This window comes from Streptomyces orinoci (genome assembly GCF_003121295.1).
GTDB classification, from domain to species: domain Bacteria; phylum Actinomycetota; class Actinomycetes; order Streptomycetales; family Streptomycetaceae; genus Streptomyces; species Streptomyces orinoci.
Map to the genome: position 1 here is coordinate 256730 of NZ_PHNC01000029.1, position 12977 is coordinate 269706.

The 12977-nt window shown below is 72.4% G+C and carries 14 protein-coding genes and 1 other RNA gene; 6 read left to right on the plus strand and 9 right to left on the minus strand.

Annotated features, from left to right (window positions below):
- Positions 1 to 71 precede the first annotated feature (71 nt).
- Positions 72 to 536: a hypothetical protein gene (locus CV755_RS15840; protein WP_109280892.1), complete on the plus strand. Its 465-nt coding sequence runs from the start codon at positions 72 to 74 to the stop codon at positions 534 to 536.
- A 112-nt stretch (positions 537 to 648) separates the two neighbouring features.
- Here CV755_RS15840 and CV755_RS15845 read toward each other — a convergent pair whose 3' ends face one another.
- The gene (locus tag CV755_RS15845; RefSeq protein WP_109280893.1) at positions 649 to 1083 is read right to left on the minus strand and encodes a hypothetical protein; all 435 of its coding nucleotides are present in this window, start codon (positions 1081 to 1083) and stop codon (positions 649 to 651) included.
- Positions 1084 to 1171: 88 nt separating this feature from the next.
- Positions 1172 to 1969, minus strand: a complete 798-nt coding sequence (gene yaaA / locus CV755_RS15850) for a peroxide stress protein YaaA (protein WP_109280894.1) — start codon at positions 1967 to 1969, stop codon at positions 1172 to 1174.
- 118 nt (positions 1970 to 2087) lie between these two features.
- On the opposite strand from yaaA, the gene rnpB reads away from it, so the two are divergent.
- Both rnpB and CV755_RS36175 read left to right on the plus strand, forming a co-directional pair.
- Positions 2088 to 2493, plus strand: an RNA gene (gene rnpB / locus CV755_RS15855) — RNase P RNA component class A.
- A 554-nt stretch (positions 2494 to 3047) separates the two neighbouring features.
- Positions 3048 to 3491: a hypothetical protein gene (locus CV755_RS36175; protein WP_241561233.1), complete on the plus strand. Its 444-nt coding sequence runs from the start codon at positions 3048 to 3050 to the stop codon at positions 3489 to 3491.
- Between the two features lie 26 nt (positions 3492 to 3517).
- On the opposite strand, the gene CV755_RS15865 is transcribed toward CV755_RS36175, so the two are convergent.
- The 4 genes from CV755_RS15865 to CV755_RS15880 form a co-directional block, all read right to left on the minus strand.
- Complete coding sequence (locus CV755_RS15865; protein ID WP_109280895.1) at positions 3518 to 3961, minus strand: RICIN domain-containing protein; 444 nt, start codon at positions 3959 to 3961, stop codon at positions 3518 to 3520.
- A gap of 119 nt (positions 3962 to 4080) precedes the next feature.
- Positions 4081 to 5289, minus strand: coding sequence for a bifunctional RNase H/acid phosphatase (locus tag CV755_RS15870; RefSeq protein ID WP_109280896.1), 1209 nt, complete (start codon positions 5287 to 5289; stop codon positions 4081 to 4083).
- Positions 5290 to 5294: 5 nt separating this feature from the next.
- Positions 5295 to 6038 carry a CT398-like coiled coil hairpin domain-containing protein gene (locus CV755_RS36720; protein ID WP_109280897.1) on the minus strand — a complete coding sequence of 248 codons (744 nt, stop codon included), beginning with the start codon at positions 6036 to 6038 and terminating at the stop codon, positions 5295 to 5297.
- 10 nt (positions 6039 to 6048) lie between these two features.
- Positions 6049 to 6900, minus strand: a complete 852-nt coding sequence (locus CV755_RS15880) for a Nif3-like dinuclear metal center hexameric protein (RefSeq protein ID WP_109280898.1) — start codon at positions 6898 to 6900, stop codon at positions 6049 to 6051.
- A gap of 177 nt (positions 6901 to 7077) precedes the next feature.
- On the opposite strand from CV755_RS15880, the gene CV755_RS15885 reads away from it, so the two are divergent.
- Complete coding sequence (locus CV755_RS15885) at positions 7078 to 8229, plus strand: hypothetical protein (RefSeq protein WP_109280899.1); 1152 nt, start codon at positions 7078 to 7080, stop codon at positions 8227 to 8229.
- Between the two features lie 185 nt (positions 8230 to 8414).
- Positions 8415 to 8576, plus strand: coding sequence for a hypothetical protein (locus CV755_RS34695; protein ID WP_161968705.1), 162 nt, complete (start codon positions 8415 to 8417; stop codon positions 8574 to 8576).
- Positions 8577 to 8699: 123 nt separating this feature from the next.
- Here CV755_RS34695 and CV755_RS15890 read toward each other — a convergent pair whose 3' ends face one another.
- The 3 genes from CV755_RS15890 to CV755_RS15900 all read right to left on the minus strand — a co-directional run bounded on the left by CV755_RS15890 (position 8700) and on the right by CV755_RS15900 (position 11645).
- Positions 8700 to 9599: a 3-oxoacyl-ACP reductase gene (locus tag CV755_RS15890; RefSeq protein WP_109280900.1), complete on the minus strand. Its 900-nt coding sequence runs from the start codon at positions 9597 to 9599 to the stop codon at positions 8700 to 8702.
- A 13-nt stretch (positions 9600 to 9612) separates the two neighbouring features.
- Positions 9613 to 10689, minus strand: coding sequence for a Zn-dependent alcohol dehydrogenase (locus tag CV755_RS15895; RefSeq protein WP_109280901.1), 1077 nt, complete (start codon positions 10687 to 10689; stop codon positions 9613 to 9615).
- Between the two features lie 89 nt (positions 10690 to 10778).
- Positions 10779 to 11645 (minus strand): MaoC/PaaZ C-terminal domain-containing protein, encoded by an 867-nt coding sequence (locus tag CV755_RS15900; protein ID WP_109280902.1) that lies wholly within the window; start codon positions 11643 to 11645, stop codon positions 10779 to 10781.
- A 118-nt stretch (positions 11646 to 11763) separates the two neighbouring features.
- Between CV755_RS15900 and CV755_RS15905 the strand changes: the two genes are divergently transcribed.
- Positions 11764 to 12975 (plus strand): sensor histidine kinase, encoded by a 1212-nt coding sequence (locus CV755_RS15905; RefSeq protein ID WP_109280903.1) that lies wholly within the window; start codon positions 11764 to 11766, stop codon positions 12973 to 12975.
- Positions 12976 to 12977 lie beyond the last annotated feature (2 nt).

A 12977-nucleotide genomic window follows, 5' to 3' on the forward strand; every position in this document is an offset into this window, starting at 1 on the left:
GCGTGCGGCGCCGCGGCAGGCCGCCGGCCGCCCCGCCTAGGCTGTGCCTGATCCATATCGGGAGGTGGCGCATGACGACCTGGGGACTGATAGTCGAGGAAACCCTGGGCGGATCGAACGACAAGTACCAGGAAACGACCGTCCTGGCGCAGGTGGACGGTACGCGCGAGGAGGCGCTGGCGCAGCTGGAGCGGCGCGCCCGGCGCTATGTGCCCCGGCATCCCTGGAACGCCAGGCGCCGCCGGCTCTTCCGCCACAGCGACGGTTTTCTGCTGGTCGTCGAGGGTTCCCTGCATGACTTCGGCACCCGGTTCACGGTCGCCGAGCTGCTGGAGGACTCCGAGGCGCCACCCTCACCGGCCCCTGATGCCACACCGGTCTCTGACACCACACCGTCACCCGCCGCCGCACCGGCCCCCGCCGAAGAGCCCGCCGACGCGCCACCGCCCCGGCCGGCCCCGCCGGCCGGCACCGCGCGGGACGCGGACGGGATCCCGGTGAAACCGGCCTGGCTGGGCCGTACCGACCTGGCGTGACGGCCGCGGCAAAAACGATGCGGGCCCGGCCGGCTACCGGCGGGGCCCGCATGCGTCGGTGAACTCCAGGACGACCTGGCAGACGGCCTGGCAGGACGACTCGGCAGACGGCTTAGAAGAAGCCGCCCTCGTCGTCGTCCTCCTCGTAGTAGTTGTTGTTGACGACCGTGACCTGCTCGGGCTCGTCGTCGCTGAAGGCCTCGTTCAGCAGCGCGCCACCGACCAGGCCCGCCACGCCCGCGCCCACCAGGGCTCCGGTGCTGTGGCCGCCGCGCTGCGGGGGCTGCTGGGCCTGCGGGTAGCCGGCGGCCGGGTAACCCGGCTGCTGGGGGTAGCCGGCTTGCTGCGGGTAACCGGCCTGGGGGTAGCCCGCCTGCTGCGGGTATCCGGCCTGGGGGGCCTGCGGCGTGTAGAACGGCGGAGGCGTGGTCTGCACCCGCTGGGCGCAGGCCGGGCACGTCTGGATGGGCCTGGGGACGCCCCACTGGGGTGACCACTGCACGCTCATCGTCCCGACCCCGTGAGACGGGTCGAAGAAGCAGGTCATTGTGACTCCTTGTGATCAGCACTGCCGACGGACAGCATAACTCCCCGTCATGGACGAACCGTTGGTCCCGGCAGTTCCCTGACGGCCGTCATAGTTCGGTGACCACTACATCCAGTGCCCAGGGCCGGCCGGGCTTCGCAGGCGGTTCGCCTTCCACCCGGTAGCCCAGTTCCCGCAGCGCCCCGGCCAGCTCGGCCGGGCGGTCCGGCTCGGCCCCGGAGACCAGCAGATCGCGCACCAGGCGCCCCTTGGTGGCCTTGTTGAAGTGGCTGACCACCGACCGCTTCTCCACCCCGCCGACCACCCTGGACTGCACCACCCGCACCGTCACGGTCCGCTCGGCGAGCTCGCCCTTGGGCTTCCAGGCCGCCGCATACGCCGCCGAACGCAGATCCAGCACCAGCCGGCCCTCCGCCGCCTCGGGCAGCACCCGGGCCATGGGCTCCCGCCAGTACGCGGCCAGCGCGCCCAGTCCGGGCAGCTTGACCCCCATCGAGCAGCGGTAGGAGGGGATGGCGTCACCGATGCGCACCGCGCCCCACAGCCCGGAGAAGACCAGCAGCGAGCGCTCGGCGGCCCGTCGGGCCTTGCCCTCCAGGCTCGCGAGCTCCAGTGCGTCATAGAGAACGCCGGTGTAGATCTCCCCGGCGGGCGCGGTGGGCGCCCCGTACAGCCCCGCGTTCTTGGCGATCTCCCCGCGCAGCCCGGGACTCAGCCCCAGCACCTCGGCGGCCTTCTGCTCATCGCCCGAGCACAGCCCCACCAGCTCGTCCAGCACCGCCCGGCGCGCGTCCGCCAGCCCCGGCAGCGACAGCGACCCGATGTCCACCGGGGCCCCGGTCCCCCCGGCGGCCTTCCCCTCGGACGGCGGCAACAGCACCAGCACAGTCGATCTCCTTCGCGAACCGGTCGGATACGGAGCCTATCGCCGCACGCCGGACCCCCCGTCGAACCCCGTGGTGAACCCTTGGGTAACCGCCCGCTACCATGGTCGATACGGCGGACGAGCCGGCCGGGCGGCCGCGAGGGATCCTCTTCGATCCCCCGAGGAACGTCCGGGCTCCACAGGGCAGGGTGGTGGGTAACGCCCACCCGGGGTGACCCGCGGGACAGTGCCACAGAAAACAGACCGCCGGAGGCCGCGAGGCTTCCGGTAAGGGTGAAACGGTGGTGTAAGAGACCACCAGCGTCCGAGGTGACTCGGACGGCTAGGTAAACCCCACCCGGAGCAAGGTCAAGAGGGACCGCCGCTTGCGACGGTCCTGCGCGGACGCTTGAGGGCTGCCCGCCCGAGTCCGCGGGTAGACCGCACGAGCCCGCCGGCAACGGCGGGCCTAGATGGATGGCCGCCTCCCCCGGGGCCGCAAGGCCCCTGGGAGACAGAACCCGGCGTACAGGCCGACTCGTCCGCCCCCATCCCCTCTGACCTGCGGAAACGTTAGACGGAGGGGCTTCTTTTTGCCCCGTGGGGGTTGTCTGGGGAGTTTCGGCCTGCGCGCTCGCTGCCCTCGCGTGCGGCGAGGCAGCCACCGGTCGAGTGCGGCCGGTACGGGATCTTCCTGAGCTTGCGTTTGGTGACCCGCGCGAGATGGTCTCAGCGACCTGCCCCAAGAAAAGACCGTCGGCCCTGCTGGGCGGCGGCCTGCTCGCACACTACGCGGGCAATCGGCGCGAGCTTTCCGGGTTCACATGAACGAAGTTCGTCAATTCCTTTCCGGTCTCGCTACCCCGCCTCAAAGCGCTTCCGCCGGTCCACGAGCCGGACGGCCGGAATGTGCCACCGGCCCGGAACCGGTCAAGGCGACGGCACCGGCAGCCAATGCACGGTCGCACAGCGGGAGTTCACCCTTTGCCCAGCGGGCCGCGAACCGGCCCGGCAGCAAGCCGGGATGGGAACAGCCCTCACCCACAAGTGGTGCGTCGGGCCGATCAACGGCGCGGTGGACGATAGCCTGCTCCCCGCCATGAACGATTTCGCCGACGAAGCACGCTCACGAGTCGCACACCTGCTCAGGATGGCCAACACCAGTGACCATCAGGTGCGCGCCCGGCTCATCGAGTACGCCGACCGTACGCCGGAGCCACCGATCATGGATCAGGCCGGGATTGTCACCACCGGCTGCCCGCGCTGCCGGGGGACGGCCTGGCGGCGGCAGGATGCCGAGGGGCCGGTGTGGGTCTGCGGGTCCTGCGGTCATGTGGCCGAGGTGACCGTGCGGTGCCCGCACTGCGGGGTGGACATGGAGCCGCCGCCGCCCGGCGCTCCGGACCGCTGGTGCTGTCCCACCTGCCCGCGTACCGCCGCCACCGGGGAGCGGGCCCGGGACATCGAGGAGCGCGAGCGCCGGCGGCTGCGGGCGGTCGCATTGCTGGGCAAGGCGGTTGCCCGGAGCCGGGCCGAGGGCTGAGCGCCCAGGGCCCGGCCGTCAGCGTGTCATCTTCGGGTCCAGCGCTGGTCGTCGCCGCCGGTGCAGTCCTGGGCGTACACCGAAGTGCCGTCGGTGGCCACGCAGTTGCCGGTGGCGGCGTTCCGCAGCCGGTACGGGTTGGCCCCGTCCAGGAACCACAGCTGGTTGCCGCTGCCGCAGTCCCGCGGGTACACCGCCGAACCATCGGTGTCCAGGCACTTGTTGGCGGCGACATCGCGCAGCTGGAACGGGCCGGTGCCGCTGGCCACCCAACGCTGGCTGTAGCCGGTGGAGTTGCAGTCCTGGGGATAGACCGTGGTGCCGTCGGTCTCCAGACACTTGCCGGTGGCCACATTCTGGTACTGGTACATGCCGGGCATGGAGGGGCTGGCACCCGCGGCGGGGGCGAACGCGGTGAGGGCCGCGGTGGCCGCCAGGGCTCCGGCCGCCAGCAGTGAGCGGTGTTTCATCTGCGCCTCCTGGTGAGGACGTTGCGAGGAAACGGGCGCTCACAGACTGACGGCCGAATGCCGCGGTCAGTAGTACGAATACGGCCATGAAATCAGCCACCGTTACGGCGGCGGCCCGCTCAGCGCAGATGCGCGGTGTCGTTGAGCAGCCGCAGCGAGGCGTTGCCGTCCGCGTAGTACGCCACCGCCGACAGCGAGGCGGCCGAGAGCTCCATCCGGAACAGCGACTCGGGCGGGGCGCCCAGCGCCAGCCGTACCAGGGTCTTGATCGGCGTCACATGGCTCACCAGCAGCACCGTGCGTCCCGCGTAACGGGCCAGCAGCTTGTCCCGGGCGAGCGTCACCCGGCGGGCGACGGCCGCGAAGGACTCGCCTCCGGTGGGAGCCGCCTTGCTGGAGGTCAGCCAGGCGTCCAGGTCCTCCGGGTAGCGCTCGCGGACCTCGGCGAAAGTCAGCCCCTCCCAGGCCCCGAAGTCGGCCTCGCGCAGGCCCTCTTCGAGGCGTACCTCCAGGCCCAGCCGGGCCGCGATGGTCTCGGCGGTCTCCCGGCAGCGGCGCAGCGGGGAGCTGACCACGGCCTGGATGGTGCCGCGGGCGGCCAGGGCGGCGGCCACCGCCTCGGCCTGGCGGAGGCCGGCCGGGGAGAGCTGGGGGTCGTCACCGCCGCTGCCGGAGAAGCGCTTCTGCGGGGTGAGGGCGGTCTCGCCATGGCGCAGCAGGACAAAGGTGCTGGGGGTGCCCAGGTCGGCGGGGGCGGCCCAGCCGACCGGCGTGGCCCTGGGCTCCGAAAGCGGCTCGGTGAGCGGCTCGGTGAGCGATGCCGGAACCGGTTCCCCGAGCGGCTCCAACCGCGCCTGCGCGGAAGGCCGTTGACGGGCCTCCGGCACGGCCGCCCGCGAGGGCTCCCACTTCTCGCCGCGCTTGCCCGCGTCCATGGCCTCGTTGGCCAGCCGGTCCGCGTGCTTGTTCTTCTCGCGGGGGATCCACTGGTAACTGACCCGGCCCGCCGGGAAGATGGACGCGGCCCGGGCGGCCAGCGGCTTCATATCCGGGTGCTTGATCTTCCAGCGCCCGGACATCTGCTCCACCACCAGCTTGGAGTCCATCCGGACCTGGATGGCGGCCTCGGGGTCCAGGGCCTTGGCGGCCTCCAGGCCGGCGATCAGGCCCTGGTATTCGGCGACATTGTTGGTGGCGGTGCCGATGTACTCGGCGGCCTCGGCCAGCGCCTCCCCGGTGGCCGCGTCCAGGACGACGGCCCCGTAGCCGGCCGGCCCCGGGTTGCCCCGGGAGCCGCCGTCGGCCTCGACGATAAAGCGGTTGGCCATGGTGGTTACAGGCCGGACTCGGGGGTGCGGACCAGGATCCGGCGGCAGTTCTCGCACCGGACCACCGCGTCGGCGGCGGCCGCACGCACCTCGTTGAGCTCGGTGATGTTCAGCTCCAGCCGGCAGCCCTCGCAGCGGCGCTGGTAGAGGCGGGCGGCGCCGACGCCGCCCTCCTTCTCGCGCAGCTTGTCGTAGAGCTTCAGCAGGTCGGCGGGGACGGACCCGGCGACGATCTCCCGCTCCTTGGTGGTGGTGGCGATCTCGGCGTCGATGGCGGCCAGCGCCTCGTCGCGGCGGGCGACGGCGGCGTCCACCTTGGCCTGGACGGCCTCCACCCGGCCGGTCAGCTCGGTGACCCGCTCCTGGGCGGCCTCCCGGCGCTCCATGATCTCCAGGACCACTTCCTCCAGGTCGCCCTGGCGCTTGGCCAGCGAGGCCACCTCGTGCTGGAGGTTCTCCAGGTCCTTGGGGGACATCCCGGCGCCGGAGTCCAGCCGCTGCTGGTCCCGGGCGGCGCGCTGGCGGACCTGGTCCACGTCCTGCTCGGCCTTGGTCTGCTCGCGGGCGGTGTCGCTCTCCTCGGTCTGCGCGGCGACCAGCAGGTCGCGGTGCTGGGCGAGGTCGCCCTCCAGGGCGGTGATCTCGGCGTGCTCGGGCAGGCTGCGGCGCTTGTGGGCGAGCTGTCCGAGCCGGGTGTCGAGCGCCTGGAGGTCGAGGAGGCGGATCTGGTCGGCGGGCGCGGCGTTCAGTTGGGGGCTCCTAGGAAGGGTGGGAGGGGTTGGGGCGGGCGGACGCCGCGTGGGCGGTCCAGGGGTCGGTCACGATACGGGAGACATGGGTGCGCAGACCCCAGCCGTTACGGTCGGAGATCTCGTCCAGCTGGGCGGCGGCCTGCTCGCACCAGGGCCATTCGGTGGCCCAGTGGGCGGCGTCCACCAGGGCCAGCGGGCTCTGTTCGCGGGCCTCGGAGGCGGGGTGGTGGCGCAGGTCGGCGGTGACATAGGCGTCCACGCCGGCCGCCCGGACCTCGGCGAACAGCGAGTCGCCGGAGCCGCCGCAGACCGCGACGGTGCGGATCACCTGCTGCGGGTCGCCCGCGACCCGGATGCCCTGGGCGGTGGACGGCAGCCGCTTCGCGGCGCGTTCGGCGAACTCGGCCAGCGGCAGCGGAGGGTCCAGCTCGCAGATCCGGCCCAGGCCGCGGCACCCGGCCGGGTCGGCGGGGTCGGGCACCAAGGGGCCGGTGACCCTCAGGTCCAGGGCGCCGGCCAGGGCGTCGGAGACCCCGGGGTCGGCCCGGTCGGCATTGGTGTGCGCGATATGCAGCGCGATGTCGTTCTTGATCAGGGTGTGCACCGCCCGGCCCTTGAAGGTGGCGGCCGAGACCGTGGTGGTGCCGCGCAGATAGAGGGGGTGGTGGGCGACGATCAGGTCGGCGCCGAGCCCTACCGCCTCCTCGACGACCTCCTGTACCGGGTCCACGGCGAACAGCACCCGGCCGACCGGGCTGCCGGGGTCGCCGCAGACGGTGCCCACGGCATCCCACTGCTCGGCCCGCTCCGGGGGCCACAGGGCGTCCAGGGCGGCGATGACTTCAGACAGTACGGGCACGGGGAAAGGCTACCTGCACCCCGTACCCGGCCGGTCGGGAAGCGGTCGGCAAGCACAGTCACCGTCGTTTTCTCCGGTGAAAGCCCCAAGTTCCACCCATACGCGTGAAGCACCTCCCCACGGAGGGTTGGGAACGGAGGGCGAAAACTACGTTCTGTGCCGGAGGTGACGTTTCTCATGACGGTCTGTGCCCCCCAGAGCACTGCTGAGAGCGCTGTCCACCGCGCGCCGGTCCCGCTGCGGCGCCGCGCGTTCACGGTCACCGCGGACGGTTCGTACGCCGCCTGGCTGGCGCTGAGCCGCAGCACCGGCGGCTGGTTCCCGGAGCGCTGGACGCTGGACGGCCCCGAGCCCTACGCGGTGCCGCTGCCCGGCAGCCAGCCCGAGGAGCCGGACACCGAGGTGCTGCCGCTGGCGGACGGCCGGGTGCTGATCCGCCGCCGGGTGGCCGAGCGGTTCGCGCTCTCGCTGCTCTACCCGACCGGTCCGGGCACCGGCGAACTCCCGCTGGGCGCCATCGAGTGCCCTCATCTGTCGCTGCTGCCTCCCGCGCCGGACGGCCGCTCGGCCTACGCCCTGGTCCATGGCGACCTGGCCACCACCCTGTGGCGGGTGCACGGCGGCAGCCGCGGGCCGGAGCTGCTCGCCAAGGTGGCGGGGCGATGCTCGGGCGGCGCCTGGCTGGACCGCGGCGGCCGGCTGCTGGCCCTGGACCGGGAGCTGGAGGGGGTCACCAAGGCGGTGGTGGTGGACCTGGAGCGGGGCGAGACCAGCCCGCTGCTGCAGATCGCCGAGCACAGCGACGACCGGCTGGTGCTGGCCGATCCGGACAGTGGCCTGCTGCTGGTACGGTCCGACGCCCCCGGCGAGGACCGGCTGGGCTGGGGGGTGCTGGGCTCGGCGCGGCCGGTGCGGTTCCCCGAGTGCCTGCGGCTCGCGGACGCGGCCGTGGTGCCCTTCGCCACCCAGCCGGGGCAGCCGCTGACCCCGGAGACCTGCTCGGTGGCGTTTCTGATCGACCGGATGGATCCCGATCCGATGGATCCGGGCCCCGGCTGCTGGGTGGGGGTGTGGCGGCCTGCCGAGCGGCGGCTGCGCCAGTTCCCGGGGCCCGTCGGCTGGGTGGCCGGGGCCGGGCTGTGGACCGCCGACGGCGAGCTGCGGCTGCCCTGTGTCACCCCCCAGGTGCCCTGTGGTCTGGCCCGGTGGCGGCTGCCGGAGGAACCGGAGGAACGGCCGGAGGACGATCCGGGCGGCGCGTCCGCGCTACGGCCGGTGCCACTGCAGCAGGCGCCGCACGCCCGGGCCGCCGCCCTCAGGCCGCTTTAGGGGTTACCCATCTGACATACGTTCGAGACTGGGTGGCTGGCCGGATCAAGGTCCCGTTAGGATGGGGCGGGGGCTGCGCAGCGGTACTGGAGGGGCTTGCGCGGAAAGCGTGTCAACCGCAGGCGCAAGTGGCCCAAGTGGCCCCCGGTGCACGCAATTCCCACACCGACGGAGTGACCTTCCCCATGTCCGAAGCCCGAATCGACACGACCGAGGCGAGCCGTATAGAGGCTTCCGCCCAGGCCGCAGCCGCCGGCTACGGCAAGCACCGAGGCCCGGCGTCGCTCGCTGACGACCAGTCGGCCTCACCGCACGGAAAGCACCGCCGCCCGGCGGAGGCCAACTGACGCGTCCCCCAACGGGAGTGGGGCGGAGGCCGGGGTTGCCGGCCACCCGGTTCCGCCCCTTTTTCCGTTATTCCGGACTTGCGCCCCAATGGCGCTGCAAGGCCACTTCCACGCCATCTCCCGCTAAAGAGCGAGGAGTTCGGTCGCCGCGAAGGACTCCTCCTTGTGCTCCGCGAAGAACCGGCTGAACCCGCCCTCCAGATCGTCCAGGGCGAACCGGGCGGCGATCCGGGGCCGTTCCAGCACCGCCACCCGCCCCCCGTACACCACCAGCACCTGCCCGTTCACTCCGTCCGCCGCGGGCGAGGCCAGATGCCCCACCAGCGGTGCGACCTGCTCCACCGCCAGCGGATCGGGACCGGTCACCGGCGCCGCGCCGAAGACATCCTCGGTCATCCGGGTGCGGGCCCGGGGGCAGATGGCGTTCACCGTCACCCCGTATTTGCGCAGCGCATGGGCCGTGGACAGGGTCAGCCCCACGATCCCGCCTTTGGCGGCCGCGTAGTTGGGCTGTCCGGCGGCGCCCAGCAGAAACGCCTCCGAGGCGGTGTTGATCACCCGCCCGTAGACCGGCTCCCCACTGGCCTTGGCCCGCTCCCGCCAATGAGCGGCCGCAAAGCGGATGGTGTTGAAGTGGCCCTTGAGGTGGACCCGGATCACCGAGTCCCACTCCTCCTCGGACATGGCGAACACCATCCGGTCCCGCAGGATGCCCGCGTTGTTCACCAGGACATCCAGCGAGCCAAAGGTGTCCAGGGCCAGCCGCACCAGCTCCCGCGCCGTCTCGAAGTCCCCGATGTCCCCGGCGTGGGCGACGGCCCGGCCGCCCGCCGCGCGGATCTCGGCCGCCACCGCCTCGGCGGGGCCCCGCGAGGCGGCGCCGGAGCCGTCCCGGCCCGGCTGCCCATGGTCGTTGACCACCACCGAGGCGCCGCGCCGGGCCAGTTCCAGGGCCTCGGCCCGGCCCAGCCCCCGCCCGGCCCCGGTGACCACCGCCGTTCTGCCGTCCAGCATCGTCGTCATCGCCGCCGTCCCCTCACAGCTCCACACAGGTACGCAGCGCCACACCCGAACGCATCTGTTCCAGCGCGTCGTTGATGCCCGTCAGCGGCACCCGGTGAGTGATCATCCCGCTGAGGTCCACCCGCCCGGCCCGCCACAGCTCGATGGCCCGGCGGTAGGAACGCAGCACATCGCCGCCGCCGTAGAGGGAGGGCAGGATGCGTTTCTCGTTGAAGAACAGCTCGAACATATTGAGTTGCAGGGTGTCGTCCATGGCACCCGCGCCCACCACACACAGGGTGCCGCCGCGCCGGGTCATGTCATAGGCGGTACGGGCGGTGGCGGAGGTGCCCACCACCTCGAAGACATAGTCGAAGCCCTCGCCGCCGGTGAGCCGGTTTCTGGCGTCGGCCAGTTCCTCCGGCTCCACCGCCTCGGTGGCCCCGAACCGCAGCGCCGCCTCCCGCCGGGAGGCCACCGGGTCCACCGCCACGATCCGGGCCGCGCCCGCCACCCTGGCCCCCTGCACGGTGGCGATGCCCACCCCGCCGCAGCCGAGCACCGCCACCGAGGAACCGGCCGCCACCCGCGCGGTGTTGAGCGCCGCGCCCAGCCCGGTGGTCACCCCGCAGCCGATCAGCGCGGCGATATCGAAGGGCACATCGTCCGGGATCGGCACCGCGCATCCGGCGCCCACCACCGTCTCCTCGGCGAAGGTGCCGGTGCCGGCGAAGCTGAACACATCCGCGCCCGGACGGCGGAAGTTGGGGGTGGAGACGCTGAGGAAGCCGGACAGGCACAGCTGGGTCTGCCCGCGCCCGCAGGCGGAGCAGCTGCCGCAGGCGGGCAGCCAGCACACCAGCACCCGGTCACCGGGTTTGACACCGCTGACCCCCTCACCGGTCTCAAGCACCTCGCCCGCCCCCTCATGCCCGGGGACAAAGGGCGCGGGCTGCGGCAACACCCCGGACATCGCGGACAGATCGGAATGGCACAGCCCGGCGGCCCGCATCCGCACCCGGACCTTGCCGGGGCCGAAGCCCACCGCCTCGATGTCATCGACGACTTCGAGCTTGTCCTGCCCCTTCTCGTGCTGTACGGCGGCGCGCATGGCCGGCTCCCTTCCTACGGCTGTCAGGTACGGCTGTCGGGTGCGGCTGTCAGACACCGCTTCAGGTACCGCTGTCGGGTGCGCAAAGCTCAGCGGTGCTCGACGACCGTGTCCGCCAGCACCGTCGCATCCCGGCGCTCGGGCACCGTCACCGAGACCTGGATCCGTCCCGGCCCCGGGCAGTCCCGCCACATCCGCACCCGCAGCCGCTCCCCGGGGAAGACCACTCCGGTGAACCGGGTGCTGTACGAGCGGACGCGGCCGGCCTCGCCGCCGAGCAGACCGTCCACCACGGCCTTGAGGGCGATGCCATAGGTGCACAGACCGTGCAGGATCGGCCGGTCGAACCCGGCCCGCCGGGCGAACTCCGGGTCGGCGTGCAGCGGATTGAAGTCCCCGCTCAGCCGGTAGAGCAGCGCCTGGTCCTCCCGGACGAGCCGCTCCACGGTCAAGTACGGTGCCCGCTCGGGCAGTTCCAGCCGCATGGCGGTACCGCGCTCCCCGCCGAAGCCGCCCTCGCCCCGCACATAGATCTGGGCGTCACTGCTCCACAACGGCCCCTCGGCATCGGTCACATCACTGCGCAGCACAATCACCGCCGCCTTGCCCTTGTCATGGACGGCGGCGACCCGTGAGGTCTGGGTGGCCCCGGTGGCACGCACCGGGATCGGCCGGTGGACCATCACGGACTGGCCGCCGTGCAGCACGGCCGCCAGGTCCACCTCGATCCCCGGCGCGGACAGCCCGCCGGCCAGGGCCATTGCGCCACCGGCCACGGTGGCGAAGGAGGGCAGCACCTGCAACCGGCTCTCCAGGGTGTAGCGCAGCTCGCCCGGGTCGGTGGCCGGACGGCCCGCACCAATGCCCAGGTGATAGAGCTGGACATCCTTGTGGTCCCAGGACAGGGCGGTCACTCGCGGCTCGGCGGCGATGGCCTTGGCGGCGTCGATGGGCATGCAGGGCTGTATAGCCCGATCCGGATGGCATGGGAAGACAGCCGGCCCGGGCGGTCCGGCGGCCACCGGCATCTGCGCTGCTCACAGCGGGACAACGGGGTTTCGTAAGCTGTGCGATATGACGAGCACGGCAGCCGGGGAATCCGCGCAGTGGACGAGGATGCCCACCACCAAGACCTTCGTTCCCTTCCTCCTCGTCAACATCCATGACACCATCGCCGTGCTGACCGGCGGGATGCCGCTGCCCTGGCTCGGCGGCCTGGGCGAACTGGCCTTTGTCGCCCTGTATCTGGCGACCGTCTCAGCCGCCCTGGACGAGGACCGCCGGGACACCCGCACCCCCCGGCTGCTGCTGGCCGCGCTGGCCGTGGTCACCTACGCCCTGGCCGTCGGCTACTGGGACCACTGGCAGATGTGCTTCCCGCTGCTCTCCCTGGCCACCGGTGTGGTGCTGCGCCGCGACCCACGGCTGATCGCCTTGACGCTGGCTCTGCTGGGCATCACCTACGGGATCATGGCCTCGCTCCGGGGCGGCCATGACACCACCGGAACCATCGTCGCCGCGGGCTGGGGCACCGGCCTGGCCGGAATGCTGGTCGCCAACCTGCTCAACCTGGTGGAGAGCAATGCCGCCCTGCGCGCCACCCGCGAGCAGCTGGCCCACGCCGCGGTGGAACGCGAACGGCTGCGGTTCTCGCGGGACTTGCACGACCTGCTGGGCCACACCCTCTCGGTGATGGTGGTCAAGGCCCAGGCGGTGCGCCGGCTGGGCCCGCGCGACCTGGACGCCGCGCTCTCCCAGGCCGCCGATATCGAGGCGGTGGGCCGCCAGGCGCTGACCGAGATCCGGGAGGCGGTCACCGGCTACCGGGAGAGCAGCCTGGCCACCGAGCTGGACAACGCCCGTTCCCTGCTGGAGGCTTCCGGGATCACCGCCGAGATCAGCCACTCCGGCCCGCCGCTGCCCCCGCAGAGCGGCGCGCTGCTGGGCTGGGTGGTACGCGAGGGCGTCACCAATGTGGTGCGGCACAGCGGTGCGGCGCACTGTGCGATCGAGGTGCGGGGCGAGCAGGACCGCGTCCATCTGGAGATCACCGACGACGGCGTCGGCCCGTCCGCCGCGCCGGAAGCGGACCGGCCCCGGCCGAAGACCGGCGGCAACGGCCTCAAGGGCCTCGCCGAACGCCTCGCCACCGCAGGCGGCTCCCTGACCTCCGGCCCGTCCGGCCGCCATGGCTTCCGCCTGGTGGCGGAACTTCCGGTGGACGAGGAGGGGTCGGTGGCCCAGGCCACGTCCCGTCAGGGCCGCTCCGCGCACCGCTTACGCTGAGC

Coding starts and splice junctions, on each gene's coding strand:
- CV755_RS15840 (WP_109280892.1), top strand. CDS start 72: ATGACGACCTGGGGACTGATAGTCGAGGAAACCCTGGGCGGATCGAAC.
- CV755_RS15845 (WP_109280893.1), bottom strand. CDS start 1,083: ATGACCTGCTTCTTCGACCCGTCTCACGGGGTCGGGACGATGAGCGTG.
- CV755_RS36175 (WP_241561233.1), top strand. CDS start 3,048: ATGAACGATTTCGCCGACGAAGCACGCTCACGAGTCGCACACCTGCTC.
- CV755_RS15865 (WP_109280895.1), bottom strand. CDS start 3,961: ATGAAACACCGCTCACTGCTGGCGGCCGGAGCCCTGGCGGCCACCGCG.
- CV755_RS15870 (WP_109280896.1), bottom strand. CDS start 5,289: ATGGCCAACCGCTTTATCGTCGAGGCCGACGGCGGCTCCCGGGGCAAC.
- CV755_RS15885 (WP_109280899.1), top strand. CDS start 7,078: ATGACGGTCTGTGCCCCCCAGAGCACTGCTGAGAGCGCTGTCCACCGC.
- CV755_RS34695 (WP_161968705.1), top strand. CDS start 8,415: ATGTCCGAAGCCCGAATCGACACGACCGAGGCGAGCCGTATAGAGGCT.
- CV755_RS15890 (WP_109280900.1), bottom strand. CDS start 9,599: ATGACGACGATGCTGGACGGCAGAACGGCGGTGGTCACCGGGGCCGGG.
- CV755_RS15895 (WP_109280901.1), bottom strand. CDS start 10,689: ATGCGCGCCGCCGTACAGCACGAGAAGGGGCAGGACAAGCTCGAAGTC.
- CV755_RS15900 (WP_109280902.1), bottom strand. CDS start 11,645: ATGCCCATCGACGCCGCCAAGGCCATCGCCGCCGAGCCGCGAGTGACC.
- CV755_RS15905 (WP_109280903.1), top strand. CDS start 11,764: ATGACGAGCACGGCAGCCGGGGAATCCGCGCAGTGGACGAGGATGCCC.